At 67.8% G+C, this 16,947-nt stretch carries 17 protein-coding genes; 1 reads left to right on the forward strand and 16 read right to left on the reverse strand.

Annotated elements, in window-relative coordinates; genetic code table 11:
* Nucleotides 1-14: 14 nt before the first annotated feature.
* The 16 genes from CHB77_RS06640 to cyoA form a co-directional block, all read right to left on the reverse strand.
* Nucleotides 15-893: an ABC transporter ATP-binding protein gene (locus CHB77_RS06640; RefSeq protein WP_089387392.1), complete on the reverse strand. Its 879-nt coding sequence runs from the start codon at nucleotides 891-893 to the stop codon at nucleotides 15-17.
* A complete protein-coding gene (gene nikC, locus CHB77_RS06645; RefSeq protein ID WP_089387393.1) occupies nucleotides 890-1,807 on the reverse strand; it encodes a nickel transporter permease in 918 nt (305 codons plus the stop codon). Before nikC ends, CHB77_RS06640 begins: the two co-directional genes overlap by 4 nt.
* Nucleotides 1,804-2,796 (reverse strand): ABC transporter permease, encoded by a 993-nt coding sequence (locus tag CHB77_RS06650; RefSeq protein WP_423212883.1) that lies wholly within the window; start codon nucleotides 2,794-2,796, stop codon nucleotides 1,804-1,806. Before CHB77_RS06650 ends, nikC begins: the two co-directional genes overlap by 4 nt.
* Nucleotides 2,797-2,895: 99 nt before the next feature.
* On the reverse strand, nucleotides 2,896-4,494 hold the full coding sequence (locus CHB77_RS06655; protein WP_089387614.1) for an ABC transporter substrate-binding protein: 1,599 nt from the start codon (nucleotides 4,492-4,494) through the stop codon (nucleotides 2,896-2,898).
* 90 nt (nucleotides 4,495-4,584) lie between these two features.
* Entirely contained in the window at nucleotides 4,585-5,739 is a 1,155-nt protein-coding gene (locus tag CHB77_RS06660) for a BatD family protein (RefSeq protein ID WP_089387394.1), read from the reverse strand.
* Entirely contained in the window at nucleotides 5,733-6,344 is a 612-nt protein-coding gene (locus tag CHB77_RS06665) for a hypothetical protein (RefSeq protein ID WP_089387395.1), read from the reverse strand. Before CHB77_RS06665 ends, CHB77_RS06660 begins: the two co-directional genes overlap by 7 nt.
* A complete protein-coding gene (locus CHB77_RS06670) occupies nucleotides 6,341-7,240 on the reverse strand; it encodes a VWA domain-containing protein (protein WP_089387396.1) in 900 nt (299 codons plus the stop codon). Before CHB77_RS06670 ends, CHB77_RS06665 begins: the two co-directional genes overlap by 4 nt.
* Nucleotides 7,228-8,175 carry a VWA domain-containing protein gene (locus tag CHB77_RS06675; protein WP_089387397.1) on the reverse strand — a complete coding sequence of 316 codons (948 nt, stop codon included), beginning with the start codon at nucleotides 8,173-8,175 and terminating at the stop codon, nucleotides 7,228-7,230. The genes CHB77_RS06670 and CHB77_RS06675 overlap by 13 nt, the downstream gene beginning before the upstream one ends.
* On the reverse strand, nucleotides 8,172-8,507 hold the full coding sequence (locus tag CHB77_RS06680) for a hypothetical protein (RefSeq protein WP_089387398.1): 336 nt from the start codon (nucleotides 8,505-8,507) through the stop codon (nucleotides 8,172-8,174). The genes CHB77_RS06675 and CHB77_RS06680 overlap by 4 nt, the downstream gene beginning before the upstream one ends.
* Nucleotides 8,504-9,340 carry a DUF58 domain-containing protein gene (locus CHB77_RS06685; protein ID WP_242626553.1) on the reverse strand — a complete coding sequence of 279 codons (837 nt, stop codon included), beginning with the start codon at nucleotides 9,338-9,340 and terminating at the stop codon, nucleotides 8,504-8,506. The genes CHB77_RS06680 and CHB77_RS06685 overlap by 4 nt, the downstream gene beginning before the upstream one ends.
* The gene (locus CHB77_RS06690; protein WP_089387400.1) at nucleotides 9,334-10,293 is read right to left on the reverse strand and encodes an AAA family ATPase; all 960 of its coding nucleotides are present in this window, start codon (nucleotides 10,291-10,293) and stop codon (nucleotides 9,334-9,336) included. Before CHB77_RS06690 ends, CHB77_RS06685 begins: the two co-directional genes overlap by 7 nt.
* A gap of 118 nt (nucleotides 10,294-10,411) precedes the next feature.
* On the reverse strand, nucleotides 10,412-11,101 hold the full coding sequence (locus CHB77_RS06695) for an SURF1 family protein (protein WP_089387401.1): 690 nt from the start codon (nucleotides 11,099-11,101) through the stop codon (nucleotides 10,412-10,414).
* On the reverse strand, nucleotides 11,098-11,514 hold the full coding sequence (gene cyoD, locus CHB77_RS06700) for a cytochrome o ubiquinol oxidase subunit IV (protein ID WP_089387402.1): 417 nt from the start codon (nucleotides 11,512-11,514) through the stop codon (nucleotides 11,098-11,100). Before cyoD ends, CHB77_RS06695 begins: the two co-directional genes overlap by 4 nt.
* Nucleotides 11,511-12,131, reverse strand: a complete 621-nt coding sequence (cyoC, locus tag CHB77_RS06705; RefSeq protein ID WP_089387403.1) for a cytochrome o ubiquinol oxidase subunit III — start codon at nucleotides 12,129-12,131, stop codon at nucleotides 11,511-11,513. Before cyoC ends, cyoD begins: the two co-directional genes overlap by 4 nt.
* 3 nt (nucleotides 12,132-12,134) lie before the next feature.
* Nucleotides 12,135-14,153 carry a cytochrome o ubiquinol oxidase subunit I gene (gene cyoB, locus CHB77_RS06710; RefSeq protein ID WP_089387404.1) on the reverse strand — a complete coding sequence of 673 codons (2,019 nt, stop codon included), beginning with the start codon at nucleotides 14,151-14,153 and terminating at the stop codon, nucleotides 12,135-12,137.
* Between the two features lie 12 nt (nucleotides 14,154-14,165).
* A complete protein-coding gene (cyoA, locus tag CHB77_RS06715) occupies nucleotides 14,166-15,356 on the reverse strand; it encodes a ubiquinol oxidase subunit II (RefSeq protein ID WP_089387405.1) in 1,191 nt (396 codons plus the stop codon).
* A 218-nt stretch (nucleotides 15,357-15,574) separates the two neighbouring features.
* Here cyoA and CHB77_RS06720 point away from each other — a divergent pair, with 218 nt between their 5' ends.
* On the forward strand, nucleotides 15,575-16,894 hold the full coding sequence (locus CHB77_RS06720) for an MFS transporter (protein WP_089387406.1): 1,320 nt from the start codon (nucleotides 15,575-15,577) through the stop codon (nucleotides 16,892-16,894).
* Nucleotides 16,895-16,947: the final 53 nt, after the last annotated feature.

The following is a 16,947-nucleotide window of genomic DNA, read 5'->3' on the forward strand; positions in this document are numbered from 1 at the left end:
GTGAAGAAGACGCATCAGAGGCCCCCCGGAAATTCGGTTTCCAGGCTTTGGGTGATCGTGTCGCCGTCGCGCCAGCTGTCCTGGCGTTGCAGAACCGGCAGCCGGTCCTGGGGCGCATCCAAGCGCGGCAGGCTGTTCAGCAGGCCCTGGGTATAGGGGTGGCGGGCATGGTGCAGGTCGCGGGCCGCCAGCGTTTCCACGATCCGGCCCGCATACATGATGAGCACCCGGTCGCAGAATTGCGCGACGAGGTTCAGGTCGTGGCTGATGAAGATCAGCCCCATGCCCCGGTCGCGGACCAGGCCGTCCATGATGTTCAGAACCTCGGCCCGGACCGACACGTCCAGGGCCGAGGTGGGTTCGTCGGCGATCAGGATCTCGGGATCGGGGGCCAGCATCATCGCGATCATGATCCGCTGGCCCATGCCGCCCGACACCTCGTGCGGATAGGCGCCCATGACGCGTTCGGGATCACGGATCTGGACGGCGGCCAGCATGTCCAGCGCCTTTCGCCGGGCCGCGGCGCGCGCGCCGCCCGCGTGCAGGCGATAGGCCTCGACGATCTGGTCGCCGATGGTCATCACCGGGTTCAGGCTGAATTTCGGATCCTGCATCACCATGCTGATCCGGTTGCCCCGGATCTTGCGCATCCGGCGCTCAGACAGGTTCAGGATCGACTGGCCCTCAAGCTCCATCCGGTCGGCGGTCACGCGGCCGGGCGGGCGGACCAGCCCCAGGATCGCGCGGCCGGTCATCGACTTGCCCGACCCGGATTCGCCGACCACCCCCAGGCGTTCCCGGCCCAGGTCGAAGCTGAGGCCCCGAACGACCTCGGCAATGCCTTGCCGCGTCGGGAAGCTGACGCGCAGGTTCTGGACGGACAGCAGGGTCATTGCTTGGCCCCCTTGGGATCCAGCACGTCGCGCAACCCATCGCCCAGCAGGTTGAAGGCCATCGAGACGATGAAGATCGCGATCCCCGGCATGGCAGCGACCCACCAGAAATCCAGGATATAGGTCCGCCCGTCGGAAATCATCGCCCCCCATTCCGGCATCGGCGGCTGCGCGCCCAGGCCCAGGAAGCCCAGGCCCGCCGCCGACAGGATGATCCCCGCCATGTCCAGCGCCACCCGCACGATCAGCGAACTGACGCAAAGCGGCCAGATGTGCCGGACCAGCAGGCGCAGCGGTCCCGCCCCTTGCAGCCGGGCGGCGGCGATGAAATCGGCGTTGCGGATGGTCAGCGTTTCCGCCCGCGCCAGCCGCGCATAGGGCGGCCAGGCGGTCAGCGCCAGCGCCAGCACCGCGTTGCCGATGCTGGCGCCCAGGGCCGCGACGAAGGCCAGGGCCAGGATCAGTTTCGGGAAGGCCAGGAAGATGTCGGTGATCCGCATCAGCAGCTGATCCACCCAGCCGCCCGCAAACCCCGCGACCGTGCCGATGAACAGCCCGATGATGGGCGCGATGAGGGCCACGGTGCCGACGATGAACAGGGTGATGCGCGATCCGTGGATCAGCCGCGACAGGATGTCCCGTCCCAGGGAATCGGTGCCCAGCCAGTGTTCGGCCGACGGCGGTTGCAGGCGGTTGGCCAGGTTCTGCGTGAACGGGCTTTGCGGCGCGATCCAGGGGGCCAGGATCGCCATGCCGATCAGCAGGACCAGCACGATCAGCCCAAGCATCGCCAGCTTGTTGCCGCGAAAGGTCAGCCAGGCCTGATACAGCGCGCCAAGCCGCGCCTGACGGCGGGTCCGGGGCGCGTCGCTCAGCAGCCAGGCGCGCCGCGATATGGAACGGGTCTGGTTCATTTCGACCTCGGGTCCAGGACGCGATACAGGATGTCGCTGAGAAGATTCAGCGCGACAAAGCACGTTCCAATGACGACGGTGCCGCCCAGGACCGCGTTCATGTCCCCCGACAGCAGCGCCTTGGTGATGTACTGCCCCAGGCCGGGCCAGGAAAAGATGATCTCGGTCAGGACCGATCCCTCCAGCAGCGATCCGAAGGACAGGGCGATCACGGTAATAAGCGGGATCTGGATGTTGCGAAAGGCATGGCGCCAGATCACCGCGTTTTCCGACAGGCCCTTGACGCGGGCGGTGGTGATGTATTCGGCCGAAAGCTGTTCCAGCATGAAGCTGCGCGTCATGCGGCTGATATAGGCCAGGCTGAAATAGCCCAGCAGGCTGGCGGGCAGGATGATGTGGCTGAATGCGTCCTGGAAGGCCGCCCAGTCGCCCGCGATCAGCGAATCGACCAGGATCAGGCCGGTGACGGTCGGGATCATCCCGTCATAGATGATCCCCTGCCGCCCCGGTCCGCCGACCCAGCCCAGGATGCCATAGAACACCAGCAGCCCCATCAGGCCCAGCCAGAAGATCGGCATGGAATAGCCGACAAGCGCCACCACGCGGGCCACCTGATCGACGATCCCGCCCCGGCGCGCGGCGGCGATCACGCCCAAGGGCACGCCGATCAGCACCCCGATCAGGGTGCCCAGGGTCGCCAGTTCGACGGTGGCGGGAAAGACACGCCTGATGTCATCCACGACCAGTTGCCCGGTCGAGATCGAGCGGCCGAAATCGCCCGTCACCACGTCGCCCAGATAAAGCATGAACTGCACGACCAGCGGCCGGTCCAGCCCCATCGCCTGATAGGCCGCGTCGTATTGCGCCTGCGACGCGCGGTCGCCCACGACCTTCAGCACCGGGTCGATGGGCATCACCCGGCCGATGATGAATGTCACCAGCAGCAGGCCCAGCATCGTCAGGGCCAGCGACAGCAGCGTGCCCGCGATGCTGCGGGCACGGCGGCGGCGGGCGGCGGCGCGGCCATCGCCCTGGGCTGGGGACGGCGCCCCCGGCCCTGTCCCGCCGGTGTCGGTCGCGGCCAACGCCTATTCGCCCTTCGTCACCTGCCGATACATGACCGAGGTCACGGACCCGCCCGAATTCCAGTTCTGCACGTTGTCGCGCAGGCCGGTGTTCTCGACCCGCTGGAACAGCGGCACGATCGGCGCCTCGGCCTGATACTGTTTCTGGATGTCCAGATACATCTGCGCGCGCTTGTCGCCGTCCTGTTCCAGGGTCGCGGCGACGGTGGCCTCGTTCATGGCCTGCGGCACCGCATAGGCGTTGCGCCAGGCCAGAAGGCCGGTGGCCTGCGCCTCGTCGCTGTTGTCGGGATTGTATGCGAAGGTCGCGACGTTGGTGTTGGGATCCGAATAATCTGGCCCCCATTCGCCGATGAAGATCGGCACGTCGCGGGCGCGATAGGCGTCCAGCACCTGCGCGCCGGTCATCTGCTGGATTTCCAGGGTCAGCCCGGCCTCGGCCATGGACGCCTGCAAGGCCTGGGCCACATCGACATATTCGCGCAGGTCGCGGACCTTGGTGGTGATGGTCTTGCCCGACATCCCCGCCTCGTCGATCAGGGCCTTGGCCTTGGCCACGTCATAGGTCCAGGGCAGATCCTCGAGCGCGCCCAGATAGCCCTTGGGCAGGATCGACTGATGCGGCATGAACATGCCCTTCAGGAAGCTGTTCGCGATGCCGTCGTAATCGACCAGATACTTCATCGCCTCGATCACGGCGGGGTTGGACAGCACCTCGTCCTTCTGGTTCAGGCCCATGTACAGGATCCGGCCGCGCGGTTCGTCCTGAATCGTCACGCCCTCGGCCGAACCGATGGATTCCACATCCGTGGGCGACAGGTTGCGGGCCGCGTCGATGTCGCCCTGTTCCAGCAGCAGCCGTTGCGCGCTGGATTCGGCGACGTTGCGCACCACGACGCGCTTCATCGCGGGCGCGCCCTGGAAATAACCCTCGAAGGCGGCCAGCTGCACGGCCTCGTTCGGGCGCCAGCCGGCCAGGGTGAAGGGACCGGAACCGGCCTCGTTGGTGTTCAGCCAGGTGTTGCCCAGATCCTCGCCCTCGGCATTGGCCATGACCGTTTCCTTGTCCACCACGCTGGCGATGTTGGCGGTCAGGCAGTTCAGCACGAAGGTCGGCGCATAGGGCTTGTCGAGGGTCAGCGTCAGGGTGGTGTCGTCGAAGGTGATCTTTTCTTCCACATTCTCGGGGGTAAAGCCGAATTGGGTCAGGATGAAGGCCGGGGTCTTGTCCAGTTTGACCGCGCGTTGCAACGACCAGGCCGCGTCCTCGGGGCGGACCGGGTTGCCGGAATGGAAGGTCACGCCCTGGCGCAGGGTGAAGGTGATGGACAGCCCGTCCTCGGACACTTCCCAGCTTTCGGCCAGGGACGGCTTGAAGCCCGCCTCCATGTCCAGCGGGTCGAAATCGACCAGCCGGTCATAGGTGTTCTGGTTCACGTCGTTGCCGGAAAATTCGAAGCTCTGGGCCGGATCCAGGCTGATGATGTCGTCGATGGCGGCGGCCACGACCAGCGTGTCGGCAGGCGTTTCGGCCCAGGCCGCGGGCGCGATGGCCAGGGCCGATGCCAGCAGGATGGCGCGGGTGGTCAGAAGATGTGTCATGATGCTTCCCTGTTCGTTCGTTCGTTCCCGCGTCATGGCGGGTTTGCATGACGCGAAGGTGGCCCAAGGCCGCCCCGGTGGCAAGCCCGATCATCCTTGCCGCAGCGTCCGCCGGAACGCCGCCAGCCATCGCCGGGCACCGAAGCCCGCCGGCGGATCGGCGGCGTAAAGCTGGCGGTCCAGGTCGGCCAGCAGCGCGGGCGGGGGCTGGCCGCGCCAACGCAGATGCCGGTCGGCGGCGGCGCGCAGGGCCGGCAGGTCGCCGGTGGCCGCCGCGCGGCGCAGGGCGCGGGCATGGGGTCCGGGCCACAGCCGCCGCCAGCGGCGCCGGATCGCCGCGGCGGGCAGCAGCCCCGTGCCGCGCAGCATGGCCGCCAGCGCCACCGTCATGCCCAGGCCAAGGGCCAGGACGGCGGCGGGCCAGCTGTGCCATGCGACCTGCTGGGCGCCGAAATTCGATCCGAACCCCGCAAAGCCGAACGGAATGGGCTTCAACGGCGCGACCTCGATCTGGCGGCTGTCGGTGTCGAACCAGGGAAAGGCGGCGGCGTGCAGGATCGCGGGCTCGCCGGTCTTGGGGCGCAGTTGCCATTCCCAGACGACGCGCGCGACCGGCCCGGCAGGCGTCAGCAGGGTTTCGCGGCGTTCGGGCTGGGTAAAGCTTATCAGCCAGGGTTCGGACAGATCCGGGCGCGCGGGCAGTTGATGGGCCAGCGTGCCCAACGCCTCGATGGTGACGCGGCGGGTCAGGATCTCGTCCTTTTTCAGCGTTCCCGGATCCGTGGACAAGTCGTCCGTCAGGGTCAGCTTGCGGGCCGACAGCGGCGGGGCCTTGGCGGGAAAGGGCTTGACGGCCAAGGTGACGGGCGGTGCGGTCACGACGGTTTCGGCCCGTTGGCCGTCGCCCCGGACATAGGTCAGGCGATTGTCGATGGGTCCGACCGTCACCGCGCCGGCGCGGCGGGGAAACAGCGCGATCTTGCGTTCGAATATCTGCAACAGCCGCCCGTTCACACGTTCCTTGTGCCAGTCGTCGCGCGCGATCTGGATCCAGTCGTAATCGGGCGAATTGGGAAACTCCATGTTCTCGAGCGAGACGGTCAGGTCGTATTCGCCGCGGATGGTCAGTTCGACCATTTCCGACACGACGGGATTGCCGTGATCGTGCAGCACCATCAGCCGGGCATCCTGCGCGACGGCTGCGGCGGCCAGGATCAGCCAGACCAGGACCGCGCGGATCACCATGGGTCGCCCTCCTCGGGGCGGATCAGGCCAAGACGGGCGCGGCGGTCGAATTCGGCGCGGATCCGCAGCTTCAGGAATTCGCCGGGATCGTCGACGATGGTGTCCAGCCATTGATCGGTCGCGGCCAGCCCCTTGGCGTCCAGGCGCCGTTCCCATTCCGGTCCCGACAGGTTCGCCAGAAGGTCGGCGATCTCGACATCGCGGGACAGTCCCCCGGCCCCGCTGATCCGTCCCGGCACCGAGGATTCGCCGCGCTCGGGCGGATACATCGCGGCCACCAGATCGCGGTTGCGCCGCGCCTGTTCGTCAGCGGGATTGGCAAACAGCATCGCATCGAAATAGGCGACCGACAGCGGGTAATCGCCCGTCGCAGCCAGGGACAGCCCCCGGTTGTAGGTCTGCGAACGCCCTGCCTGGGCAAAGGCCGCGTCCGCCGCCGGAAAGTCGCCCAGGCGATACAGCGCCACACCGCGCGTCGCGGGATCCGACAACAGCGCGGCGGCAGGACCGTCAAGCCCGACATGCAGCGCCAGACGGCCAAGCGCCTGGGGTCCAGCCAGGGCAAGGGCCGCAAGTCCCGCCAAGGCGATCAGGACGGGCTTCATTCCCGCCGCCTCAACATGACCAGCAGGGGCGGCAGGGCCAGCATCGCCAGCCAGGGACCAAGATCGCGGTATTGCAGCGCCTGCAAGACCGGATCGCGCACCGATCCGCCGCTGCGGGCAAGGCGATCGGCCATGCGGTCGGTGGCGTCCCAGGCCATGACCTCGCCGCCCCGCACCAGTCGCGCAAGGGCGCCGTCGGGTGCGCCGGGGGCGTCGGCCGCACGCCCCGTCAGGCGCAGCGCCCACAGCCGGACGCCCCGATCCGCCAGCCGGTCGGCCTCGGCCACGGCCTGCACATCGACGCCCCCGCCGTCCGAGATCAGCACAAGATCGGCGCGCGGCAGGCCCGCCAGCATCTGCGCGGCCATGCCGATGGCGGCCGCCGGGCGACTGCCCTTGCCGGGCATGGTGCCGGCGTCCAGAACGCCGATCTGGGTTTGCAGGGTTCCCACGTCCAGCGTCGGCGCGGCGGCCGTGAAGGCCTTGCCCGCATACAGAACCAGGCCGACCGGCCGCCCGGACAGCGCCTGCGACAGCCCGGCGGTGGCCAGCCGGGCCTGATCCAGCCCCGGCCCCTGCGCGACCGAGGGCGACAGATCCACGGCCAGAACCACCGCATCGGCCTGCGCCAGCACCGGGGCATCGGACCGAGGCAGCGCCGGGCCGGCCATGGCCGCGATCAACAGGCCCAGCGTCGCGGGGGCCAGCAGCCGCTGCCATCGGGGCTGGCGTCCGCCCAGATGCCCCAGCGCCTGCATGGCGTGCAGCATGTCGCGCCCCATGACGCGTTCCCATCCCCCGGCATCGGGCAGACGTGTCAGGCGGATCAGCGCCAAGGCCGCCACCGCCAGCCACGCCAGCAGCCACCACGGGCGCAGCAGGATCAGCCCGTCCATCCGCGCCGCCCCCCTGCGATCAGCGCCAGGCACAGCGCGGCCACGGCGGCGGGCCAGACCCACAGGGGCTGCCACAGCCGCATCGGCGGACGGTCCGAGGGGTTCGGTTCGAGCGCGTCGAGGCTTTGCGCCACCGCCTGCAAGTCGGCCGTGTCGCGGACCCGGAAACTTTCGCCCCCCGCGGCGGCGGCCACGGCGCGCAGGGTCGCCACATCCACGGCGTCGCGGGACCGGGGCTGATTTTCCAGATCCTCGGGGCCAAGGGCGATGGAATGGATGCGGATGCCGTGGCCATCGGCCAGCCGCGCCGCATCCACCGCCGGGACGGTGCCCGACGTATCCACCCCGTCCGACAGCAGCACGATCACCCGGCTTGGCGCATCGCTGCGCGACAGGCGCTTGGTCGCCAGGCCCAGACCGTCGGAAATGGCGGTGCCGCGCCCCGATATGCCGATCTGCGCTTCTTCTATGGCGCGGGCCACGGCCTCGACGTCAAAGGTCAGGGGGGCCGCGAAATAGGCGCGTTCGCCAAAGATCACCAGTCCGATCCGGTCCCCCCGCCGCGCCGCGACAAAGGCCGAGGCCGTCCGCTTGACCGCATCCAGCCGGGTGACGGGCCGGTCGTCCAGAACGAAATCCTCTTTCAACATGCTGCCCGAAAGGTCGATGACCATCACGATGTCGCGGCCCGACGCGGGAATGACATCGCTGGCGATCTCGATCCGTGGGCCGGCCAGGGCCACGACCAGCGCGGCCCAGGCCAGACCGGCCAGCCAGGGGCCGCGCACCCGCGCGCCCCCGGTAGGTCGCGCCGCCTGCCACAGATGCGCGGGCACCATCAGCGCGGGCCGAGGCACCGCAAGGGGCGGCAACAGACGCCGCAGCACAAGAGGCAAGGGCAGCAGCAGAAGCAGCCAGGGCCAGGCCAGGCTCATCGGCGGGCCCGGCGCAGGGCGGCGCGCGTGATGGCGTCGTCGTCGGGGGCGGGTGCGGCGCCATAGGCGGCGGGCCGCAGGGGATCGGGCAGCCGGCCCAGAATCCGGGCGACGGCCAGGATCCGGTCCTGCGGCGGCATTCCGCGCGTGGCCAGAATCCGGGCGCGGCGCGACGGCCGGCGCCCCATCAGCGGGCGCAGCACCAGGGCGGCCAGCAACCCGGCCAGGATGCCGATCCCGACAAGGGCCAGGATTTCGCGCCAGCCCAGCACCGCCATGTCCAGCGGCAGGCGGGGCGGGTTCAGTTGTTCCAGCAAATCGTCGCGCGTCACGGCATGACCTCGATCGCGATGGCGCCAAGCGCGCGCAGCCGGGCCAGGCCGGGGGCCAGGTCGGGGGCGAGCAGGCGGGCGGTGCGGCTGTGCCCGCCGCCGCTGATGCCCAGGACGCCGCGCGGCGGCTGGATTTCGGATTCGTCCAGGATCAGCGCCACCGTCAGGACGCGGCGGCGGGCCAGCGCGGCCAGCACGGATTCCGCCCCCTGCCAGCCGTCCGGCCCGGTGGCGACCAGGATCCGCCCGCCTTCGGGCGACAGGCGCATGGCGCGGGCCATCCCCCCGGCCAGGGGGACATCATCGGCGGGGGCGGCCAGCGCCGCGTCGTGCTGCCGGGCAAGGGCGGCGCACAGAGAGATCATCGGCCCGTCGCCGCCGCTGCCCGCGATCTCGGCCGGGCGCGGACCGGCGATCATCAGGGCCGCGACCGATCCGCCGCGCAGCGCCACGGGCCAACCTGCCTGCACCAGATGCCGCGCCGCGCGCACCGACCGCAGCGCGGCCCCCGTGCCCCACAGCATCGGCGCGCGGAAATCGGCGACCAGCAGGATCGTGTCGTCGCGATCCTCGTGCAGGCTGCGGATATGAGGCTGTCCGGTGCGCGCGGTCGCCGCCGGATCCATGCGGCGGGGGTCGTCGCCCGCGACATAGGCGCGGATTTCGCGCAGGTCCATGCCCGCACCGGCCAACCGCGCCGGAACCGCGCCCGCGCGCCGGGTCAGCGGGCGGTGGCGCATCCGGGCCGCCGCCTCGTCGCGCAGGCTCATCAATTCGGTGGCGGTCAGGCGGATGCCGGGAACATCGGGAACGCCCGCGGGCACCGCTACCACGGGCGCACCTGGGTCAGGATGTCGGCCACAAGGCTGCGGCCGGTCCGGCCTTCGCCGCTGGCCGACCAGGCGGGGATCAGGCGGTGCGACAGGGCGTCGGCGGCCAGCGCCTCGGCATCCTCGGGCAATCCATGGTCGCGGCCGTGCAGCCAGGCCCGCGCGCGGACCCCGGCGGCCAGCGCCAGCGTGCCACGCGGCGACACCGGGTGTTCCACCCATTCCGCCACCGCGCCCCCGGCCCGCGTCGCCATGACCAGCCGGACGATGAAATCCTTGAGCGCGGGGGCCAGATGGATCCGCGCCACCTCGGCCCGCGCGCGGGACAGATCGGCGGCGGTGACGGCGGTGCCCCGCGGGGCGACGTGGGACAGCGCCTCGGCCTCGACCAGATCAAGGATCGCGCGTTCTGCTTCGGCCCCCGGCAGATCCAGACGCAGATGCAGCAGGAAACGGTCCAGCTGCGCCTCGGGCAGGGGGAAGGTTCCTTCGTGTTCGATGGGATTCTGTGTCGCTACCACCATGAAGGGATCGGGCAGCGCGCGGGTGGTGCCGCCCGTCGTCACCTGCCCTTCGGCCATGGCCTCCAGCAACGCGGACTGCACCTTGGGGGGGGCGCGGTTGATCTCGTCCACCAGAACCAGGCTGTGAAAGATCGGGCCGGGGATGAAGTCGAATCCGCCGGTTTCGGGCCGGAACACCTGCGTGCCGGTCAGGTCGGACGGCAGCAGGTCGGGCGTGCACTGGATGCGGGCATGGCTGCCCGGCAGATGTGCCGCCAAGGCCTTGACCGCGCGGGTCTTGGCGATGCCCGGCGGGCCCTCGATCAGGACATGCCCGCCCGCCAGCAGCGCGATCAGCAGCCGTTCGACCAGCCGGTCGTGGCCAATCAGCGTCGCACCGATCTCTGTTCCCAGGCGGCGGACCGCATGGGCCTGTCCACGGTGATCGTCCATCGCATCCCCCCTTGGCGCTGAACGGATCCAGTCTGCCGGTCGAACGCCCGGCGATCCAGCGCGAAAGGCGGATTTTTCCTGCCACTTTGGTCTGAACATCCCGCCCCTGGCGGGAAAGTCACCCGTGGCCGCGGATGGCCCGGACGGTCAGAAAGGCCAGCCCGCCCGCCAGGACGAACCACGTCAACGCATAGGACAGGTGGTTGTTGCGAAAGGCCACAACCGTCAGCCCGCCGATGGGCTGCCCCCCGCCGGTCGGACCGGCATCGATGAAATAGGGCGCGACATCATCAAGGCCAAGCGACGCGGCAATGGCCGCCGTGTCGCGGGAATACCACCGCCCGCCTGCGGGATCGTTGGCGCGCAGGAACGCGCCGTCCGGTTGGGACAGGCGCAACAGGCCGGTCACGGTCTGCGGTCCCGCCGGCAAGGGGCGGTCGTCGCGGCGGTCCCAGGCGACAAACCCCCGGTTGACGAGGATCGTCCAGCCCGCATCGATGGCCAGAGGCGTCATTACCCAGAATCCCGATCCGCGGCCTGTGACGGCCTGCACCAGCACGTCGCGGTCCACCGCATAAGTCCCGGCCACGCTGACGCGGCGGTATTCGGCATTCCCGGCAGTCAGGTCCGGCCATTCGGCAGGCCCCGGCGCGGGCACGGGGTCTGCGGCGATCCGCGCATCGACGCGGGCGATCAGGTCGGTCTTCCAGGCCAGACGCTGGATCTGCCAGACGCCAAGCGCCGTCAGCGCCAGACACACGATTCCCGCCGCCGCAAGAACCGCGACGGTGCGGCGGGCGGAGGTCACGAATCCAGGCCCAGGGCCTCGTGGTTCATCTGCGGCATCATGTTGGTGTTCAGATGGAACATCACCCACAGCGATCCGGCCAGCATGATGATGACCACGACCACCGTGAAGATCAGCGCCATCATCGTCCAGCCTTCGTCGCTGCGCGTGTTCATGTGCAGGAAGAAGATCATGTGGACGACGATCTGGACGATCCCCAGGCCGACCACGACCGCCACCGTCAGCAGACGGCTTTCGAAGCCCCCGCCCATCACCACGGCAAAGGGAATGGCCGTCAGGATCACCGACAGCACAAAGCCGGTCATGCAGGATTTGAAACTGCCGTGGTCATGCCCGTCGTCGTGGCGATCGGCATGGGCTTCGGCACGGCGTTCGGCGCGATGCTTGTCGCCCTGGGCTTCGATCGAGGTCATCGGACCATCCCCATCAGATAGACAAAGGTGAAGACGCCGATCCAGATCACGTCCAGGAAATGCCAGAACATCGACAGGCAGCCCAGCCTGCGGCGATTGGCCCCGGTCAGGCCCCGCTGGCGGACCTGGATCATCAGCGTGACCATCCACAGGCAGCCAAAGACGACATGCAGCCCATGGGTGCCGACCAGCGCGAAGAAGGCCGACAGGAACGCCGAACGCTGCGGCCCGGCGCCCAGGTGGATCAGATGCTGGAATTCGTAGATCTCGATCGACAGGAACAGCAGGCCGAAGACCAGCGTGACGGCCATCCATCCCAGCGTGCCGCGCACGTTGCCGCGCACCATGGCCAGCATGGCAAAGCCATAGGTGATCGAGGACAGCAGCAGAAACGCCGTGTTCAGCGCGACCAGTTTCAGGTCGAACAGATCCTGCGGCCCCGGACCGGCCGCATAGCTGCCCCCCAACACCCCGAAGACGGCAAAGAGGACCGCGAACATCAGGCAGTCGCTCATCAGATAGACCCAGAAGCCGATGCTGGTGGACGCACCTTCGTGGTGGTGATGCGGCTCGACGTCCCAGTAATCGCCCGGAGCCTGCTGGTGGACGGTGCTCATGGCTCAGGCCCCCCGCGCCAAAGGGTGCGCCGCAAGCTGACGGTCGCGGACGGCTTCGGTCGCGCGGATGTCCTCGGCCGGGATGTGATAATCGCGGGCATAGTCGAAGGTGTGCAGGACCGCGCCGATCACCAGCCCCGCAAAGGACAGGACCGCCAGCCACCAGATGTACCAGACAAGCGCAAAGCCGCAGACGGTCGCCAGGCCGGCGATGACGACGCCGGATCCGGTGTTCCGGGGCATGTGGATCGGCCTGTACGGCGCCTTGGGCCGCGTCTGGCCGTGACGCTTCATGTCCCACCAGGTGTCAAGGCCATGGCTGACCGGCGTGAAGGCAAAGTTGTAATCCGGCGGGGGCGAGGACGTGGCCCATTCCAGCGTCCGTCCGTCCCAGGGATCGCCGGTTTCGTCGCGCAGCCGGTCGCGGCGCCGGATCGACACGCCGAACTGGACGAACATTGCCCCGATGCCGATGGCGATCAGGACCGCGCCAAAGGCCGCGATGCCGAACCAGATTTGCAGGCCGGGATCGTCGAAGACCCGCATCCGGCGCGTTACGCCCATCAGGCCCAGGATGTACAGCGGCGCGAAGGCCGTCCAGAAACCCACGACCCAGAACCAGAACGACACCTTGCCCCAGAACACGTCCAGTCTGAAGCCGAAGGCCTTGGGCCACCAGTAATTGATCGCCGCGAACAGGCCGAACAGCACGCCGCCGATGATGACGTTGTGGAAATGCGCCACCAGGAACAGCGAATTGTGCAGCACGAAGTCGGCGGGCGGCACCGCCAGCAGCACGCCCGTCATGCCGCCGATCACGAAGGTCAGCATGAAGGCGATGGTCCACATCATCGGCAGTTCGAACCGGATGCGGCTGCGGTACATGGTGAACAGCCAGTTGAAGATCTTGGCCCCCGTGGGAACCGAGATAATCATGGTCGTGATCCCGAAGAACGAATTGACCGACGCCCCCGACCCCATCGTGAAGAAGTGGTGCAGCCAGACCAGATAGGACAGGATCGTGATGCAGACCGTCGCATAGACCATCGAGGCATAGCCGAACAGCCGCTTGCCGGTAAAGGTCGCCACGACCTCGGAATAGACGCCGAACAGGGGCAGGATCAGGATATAGACCTCGGGGTGGCCCCAGATCCAGATCAGGTTCACATACATCATGGCGTTGCCGCCAAGGTCGTTGGTAAAGAAGTTCGTTCCGACGTACCGGTCCAGCGTCAGCAGCACCAGGGTCGCGGTCAGCACCGGGAATGTCGCCACGATCAGGACGTTGGTGCACAAGGCGGTCCACGTAAAGATCGGCATCCGCATCATGGTCATGCCCGGCGCGCGCATCTTGACGATGGTGACCAGCAGGTTGATCCCCGACAGCGTGGTCCCGACCCCTGCGATCTGAAGGCCCCATATGTAATAATCCACGCCGACATAGGGGCTGTAGCCGATCCCCGACAGCGGCGGAAAGGCCAGCCAGCCGGTCTGCGCGAATTCGCCCACGAACAGCGACATCATGGTCAGGGCGGCGCCGCCGACGGTCATCCAGAACGAAAGGTTGTTCAGGAACGGAAACGACACATCCCGCGCCCCGATCTGCAACGGCACAAGATAGTTCATCAGGCCCGTGACGAAGGGCATGGCCACGAAGAAGATCATGATGACGCCGTGGGCCGTGAACACCTGGTCGTAATGATGGGCGTTCAGATAGCCTTCGGATCCGTTGAAGGCCAGAACCTGTTGCAGCCGCATCATGAGGGCGTCGGCGAAACCGCGCACGAACATGACCAGGGCCAGCACGATGTACATGATGCCGATCTTCTTGTGATCGACCGAGGTGAACCATTCCCTCCACAGCCAGCCCCACAGCCGGTGCTTGTGCAGCATCCACAAAACCGCGGCGCCGCCGATGGCCACCACCACGCCGGCGGCCCAGACGATCGGATCCTGGGGAACGGCGTTCCAGTCCAGGCGTCCCAGCAGGAAGGTGGTGGGAATCTCAGTCGGTATCGCCATCGCGGGCCTCGATCACAGGTTCTGTTCCGCGTCGTCCCGCGGCACGGTGCGTGTCAGCACATCGGGATCCGGGCGCTGCCCCAGGATTCCCTGCGGCGCGGCAAGCCCCCGCCCGCGCATGGGCGACAGGTCGCGGGGCGCCTTGACCAGCGGCGCGGCACTGGCCAGCATGGCGGCCTGCTCGTCCACCGAACAGATGCCCGTGACCTGGAACGGCGGCAGGCCCAGCACCGGACGCGCGGTGCCGCGCGCATCGGGATCGGCAAGAAGGGCCACATTGGCGATGCCCGCCAGCCCCAGCCCGCCCTGGGCGTCCAAGGCCATCATCTCGGCCATGCACATGCGCCCCTGCTCGACGCATCGGTTCACGACCCTCTGGAACAGTTCGGGATCCACCTGGGCAAAGGTCATGGGCGGAACGCTTTGGGACGGTTGCGCCAGTTCCAGATAGCGGGCGCGGTCCAGCGTCTCGTTGCCGGCCGCAGCCTGGGCGACCCAGGCATCAAATCCGGCGTCGTCCAGGGCACGGGCCTTGAACCGCATTCCCGAAAAGCCCGCGCCCGAATAATGCGAGGCCAGCCCCTGATAGGTTCCCTCGTCGTTGAAAACCCCGTGCAGCGTGGTCTGCATCCCCGGCATGGCATAGATCATCCCCGCCATCGCCGGAATGTAGAACGCGTTCATCACCGAGGCCGAGGTCAGCGTGAACCGCACCGGACGGTCAACCGGCACAGCCAGTTCGTTGACGGATGCCACGCCCTGTTCGGGATAGACGAACAGCCATTTCCAATCCAGTGCGACCACCTGGACCGGCAAGGGATCGGCGGCGCCGACCGGGGTTTCCGCGTCGATCCGATCCAGCGGGCGATAGGGATCCAGCAGATGCGTGCCGACCCAGGTCAGCGCCCCCAGACAGACGATAATCAGCAGCGGAATAGCCCAGATCACCAGTTCCAGCTTGGTCGAATGGTCCCAGTCCGGGGCATAGCTGGCCCGACGGTTGGCCGCGCGATACCGCCAGGCGAACCAGACCGTCAGCGCCATGACCGGAACGATGATAATCAGCATCAGCAAGGTCGATTGCACCAGCAGTTCCGCCTGCCTCGCCGCGATGTCGCCGGACGGGGCCAGTACGACGGCCTTGCATCCCGCCAGAAACATGACCGGAAGCAGCCAGACCATGGATTTGCGAAATGGCGTCATGACTGGCAATCACCCCGCTGGCAGGACGGAACGCCCCTGTCCAGGCGACCACGTCCGATAGGATGCCGTCCAGATAGCCGCCCGGCCCGCACCCCGACATAAGACAATTTGTCGCGTGTTTCTTTGTCTGGCAATGTATCATGGCTTCGGCAGCTGCAAGAATCCGTCGTCGCGGCCGGTCCCGTCCTGCCGTCTGTCCAAGCCGAGTGGTGCACGCAATGGTGACATCTGCCGAAACCCCTTCCCGCCAGGGTTCTGGCAAGGATGTCGACAAGCATCATGTTTCACCGTCCGATATCGCCGTGGGCGTGGTGATCGGGCGCACGTCGGAATTCTTCGATTTCTTCGTCTTCGCCATCGCCTCGGTCATCGTGTTCCCGCAGAGGCTGTTTCCCTTTGTGGACCCGTTGCAGGGAACGCTGCTGTCCTTCGGCCTGGTGCTGCTGGCCTTTGTCGCCCGTCCGGTGGGCACGGCGATCTTCATGCGCTTCGACCGGCGGCACGGCCGCGTGGCCAAGCTGACGCTGGCGCTGTTCCTGCTGGGCACATCGACCGTGGCGATGGGTCTGGTGCCGTCCTATGCGTTCCTGGGGGAATGGGCGATCATCATCATGGCGCTGCTGCGGATCGGTCAGGGCCTGGCCATCGGCGGCAGCTGGGACGGGCTGGCGTCCCTGCTGGCGCTAAGCGCGCCGGAGAAGAAGCGCGGCTTTTACGCGATGGTGCCGCAGCTTGGCGCGCCCATCGGGCTGATCGTCGCGGCCATGCTGTTTTCCTATCTGGTGTCCAACCTGTCCCAGGGGGATTTCCTGGACTGGGGCTGGCGCTATCCGTTCTTCGTGGCCTTTTCGGTCAATGTGGTGGCGCTGTTCGCGCGGTTGCGGATCATCGCCTCGCCCGAGTTCCAGGAGGCGTTCGAAACCCGCGAATTGCAGCCCAGCCGCATCCGGGATGCGTTCCGCAGCGACTGGCGCGCCATCTGGCTGGCGTCGTTCGTGCCGCTGGCCAGCTTTTCCATGTTCCACATCGTGACGGTGTTCCCGCTGTCCTGGGTCTATCTGTACACCGACGAAACCCTGACGTTCTTTCTGAACCTGACGGCGGTCAGCGCGGCCTTCGGGCTGGGATCGGTGGTGCTGTCGGGCTATCTGTCGGACTGGTACGGACGGCGCCGCGTGCTGCTGTGGGGGGCGGCGGCCATCGGGGCCTTCAGCCTGCTGGCGCCTACCCTGCTGCAAGGCGGCAAGACCGGCGAATCCGTCTACATGATCGTGGGCTTCCTGATCCTGGGCATCAGCTTCGGCCAGTCGTCGGGCGCGGTGGCGTCGATGTTCGACAGCCGCAACCGCTACACCGATTCCGCCTTCGCCTCGGCCCTGGCCTGGCTGTTCGGCGCGGGCCTGGCCCCGCTGACGGCGCTGTTCCTGTCCACCACGCTGGGCCTGTTCGCGGCGGGGCTGTACCTGCTGTCGGGCGCCATCGCCACCGCGATCGCGCTGTGGATCGCCCGGCAGTTGGAGTTCCAGAGGCAAGGTTGATCCCGGCCCGCCCGTCCCCGGTTCCATGTCTGGTTCCTGACTGCCACGAAGCC

Origin of the sequence: Paracoccus sediminis (genome assembly GCF_900188295.1) — a bacterium.
GTDB lineage: Bacteria > Pseudomonadota > Alphaproteobacteria > Rhodobacterales > Rhodobacteraceae > Paracoccus > Paracoccus sediminis.

What these genes read in the sequence shown, in the direction of transcription:
- CHB77_RS06665 (WP_089387395.1), bottom strand. Translation starts at nt 6,344, where the DNA reads ATGAAGCCCGTCCTGATCGCCTTGGCGGGACTTGCGGCCCTTGCCCTG.
- nikC (WP_089387393.1), bottom strand. Translation starts at nt 1,807, where the DNA reads ATGAACCAGACCCGTTCCATATCGCGGCGCGCCTGGCTGCTGAGCGAC.
- CHB77_RS06690 (WP_089387400.1), bottom strand. Translation starts at nt 10,293, where the DNA reads ATGGACGATCACCGTGGACAGGCCCATGCGGTCCGCCGCCTGGGAACA.
- cyoA (WP_089387405.1), bottom strand. Translation starts at nt 15,356, where the DNA reads ATGACGCCATTTCGCAAATCCATGGTCTGGCTGCTTCCGGTCATGTTT.
- CHB77_RS06720 (WP_089387406.1), top strand. Translation starts at nt 15,575, where the DNA reads ATGGTGACATCTGCCGAAACCCCTTCCCGCCAGGGTTCTGGCAAGGAT.
- CHB77_RS06670 (WP_089387396.1), bottom strand. Translation starts at nt 7,240, where the DNA reads ATGGACGGGCTGATCCTGCTGCGCCCGTGGTGGCTGCTGGCGTGGCTG.
- cyoD (WP_089387402.1), bottom strand. Translation starts at nt 11,514, where the DNA reads ATGACCTCGATCGAAGCCCAGGGCGACAAGCATCGCGCCGAACGCCGT.
- CHB77_RS06660 (WP_089387394.1), bottom strand. Translation starts at nt 5,739, where the DNA reads ATGGTGATCCGCGCGGTCCTGGTCTGGCTGATCCTGGCCGCCGCAGCC.
- CHB77_RS06675 (WP_089387397.1), bottom strand. Translation starts at nt 8,175, where the DNA reads ATGAGCCTGGCCTGGCCCTGGCTGCTTCTGCTGCTGCCCTTGCCTCTT.
- cyoB (WP_089387404.1), bottom strand. Translation starts at nt 14,153, where the DNA reads ATGGCGATACCGACTGAGATTCCCACCACCTTCCTGCTGGGACGCCTG.
- CHB77_RS06640 (WP_089387392.1), bottom strand. Translation starts at nt 893, where the DNA reads ATGACCCTGCTGTCCGTCCAGAACCTGCGCGTCAGCTTCCCGACGCGG.
- CHB77_RS06655 (WP_089387614.1), bottom strand. Translation starts at nt 4,494, where the DNA reads ATGACACATCTTCTGACCACCCGCGCCATCCTGCTGGCATCGGCCCTG.
- cyoC (WP_089387403.1), bottom strand. Translation starts at nt 12,131, where the DNA reads ATGAGCACCGTCCACCAGCAGGCTCCGGGCGATTACTGGGACGTCGAG.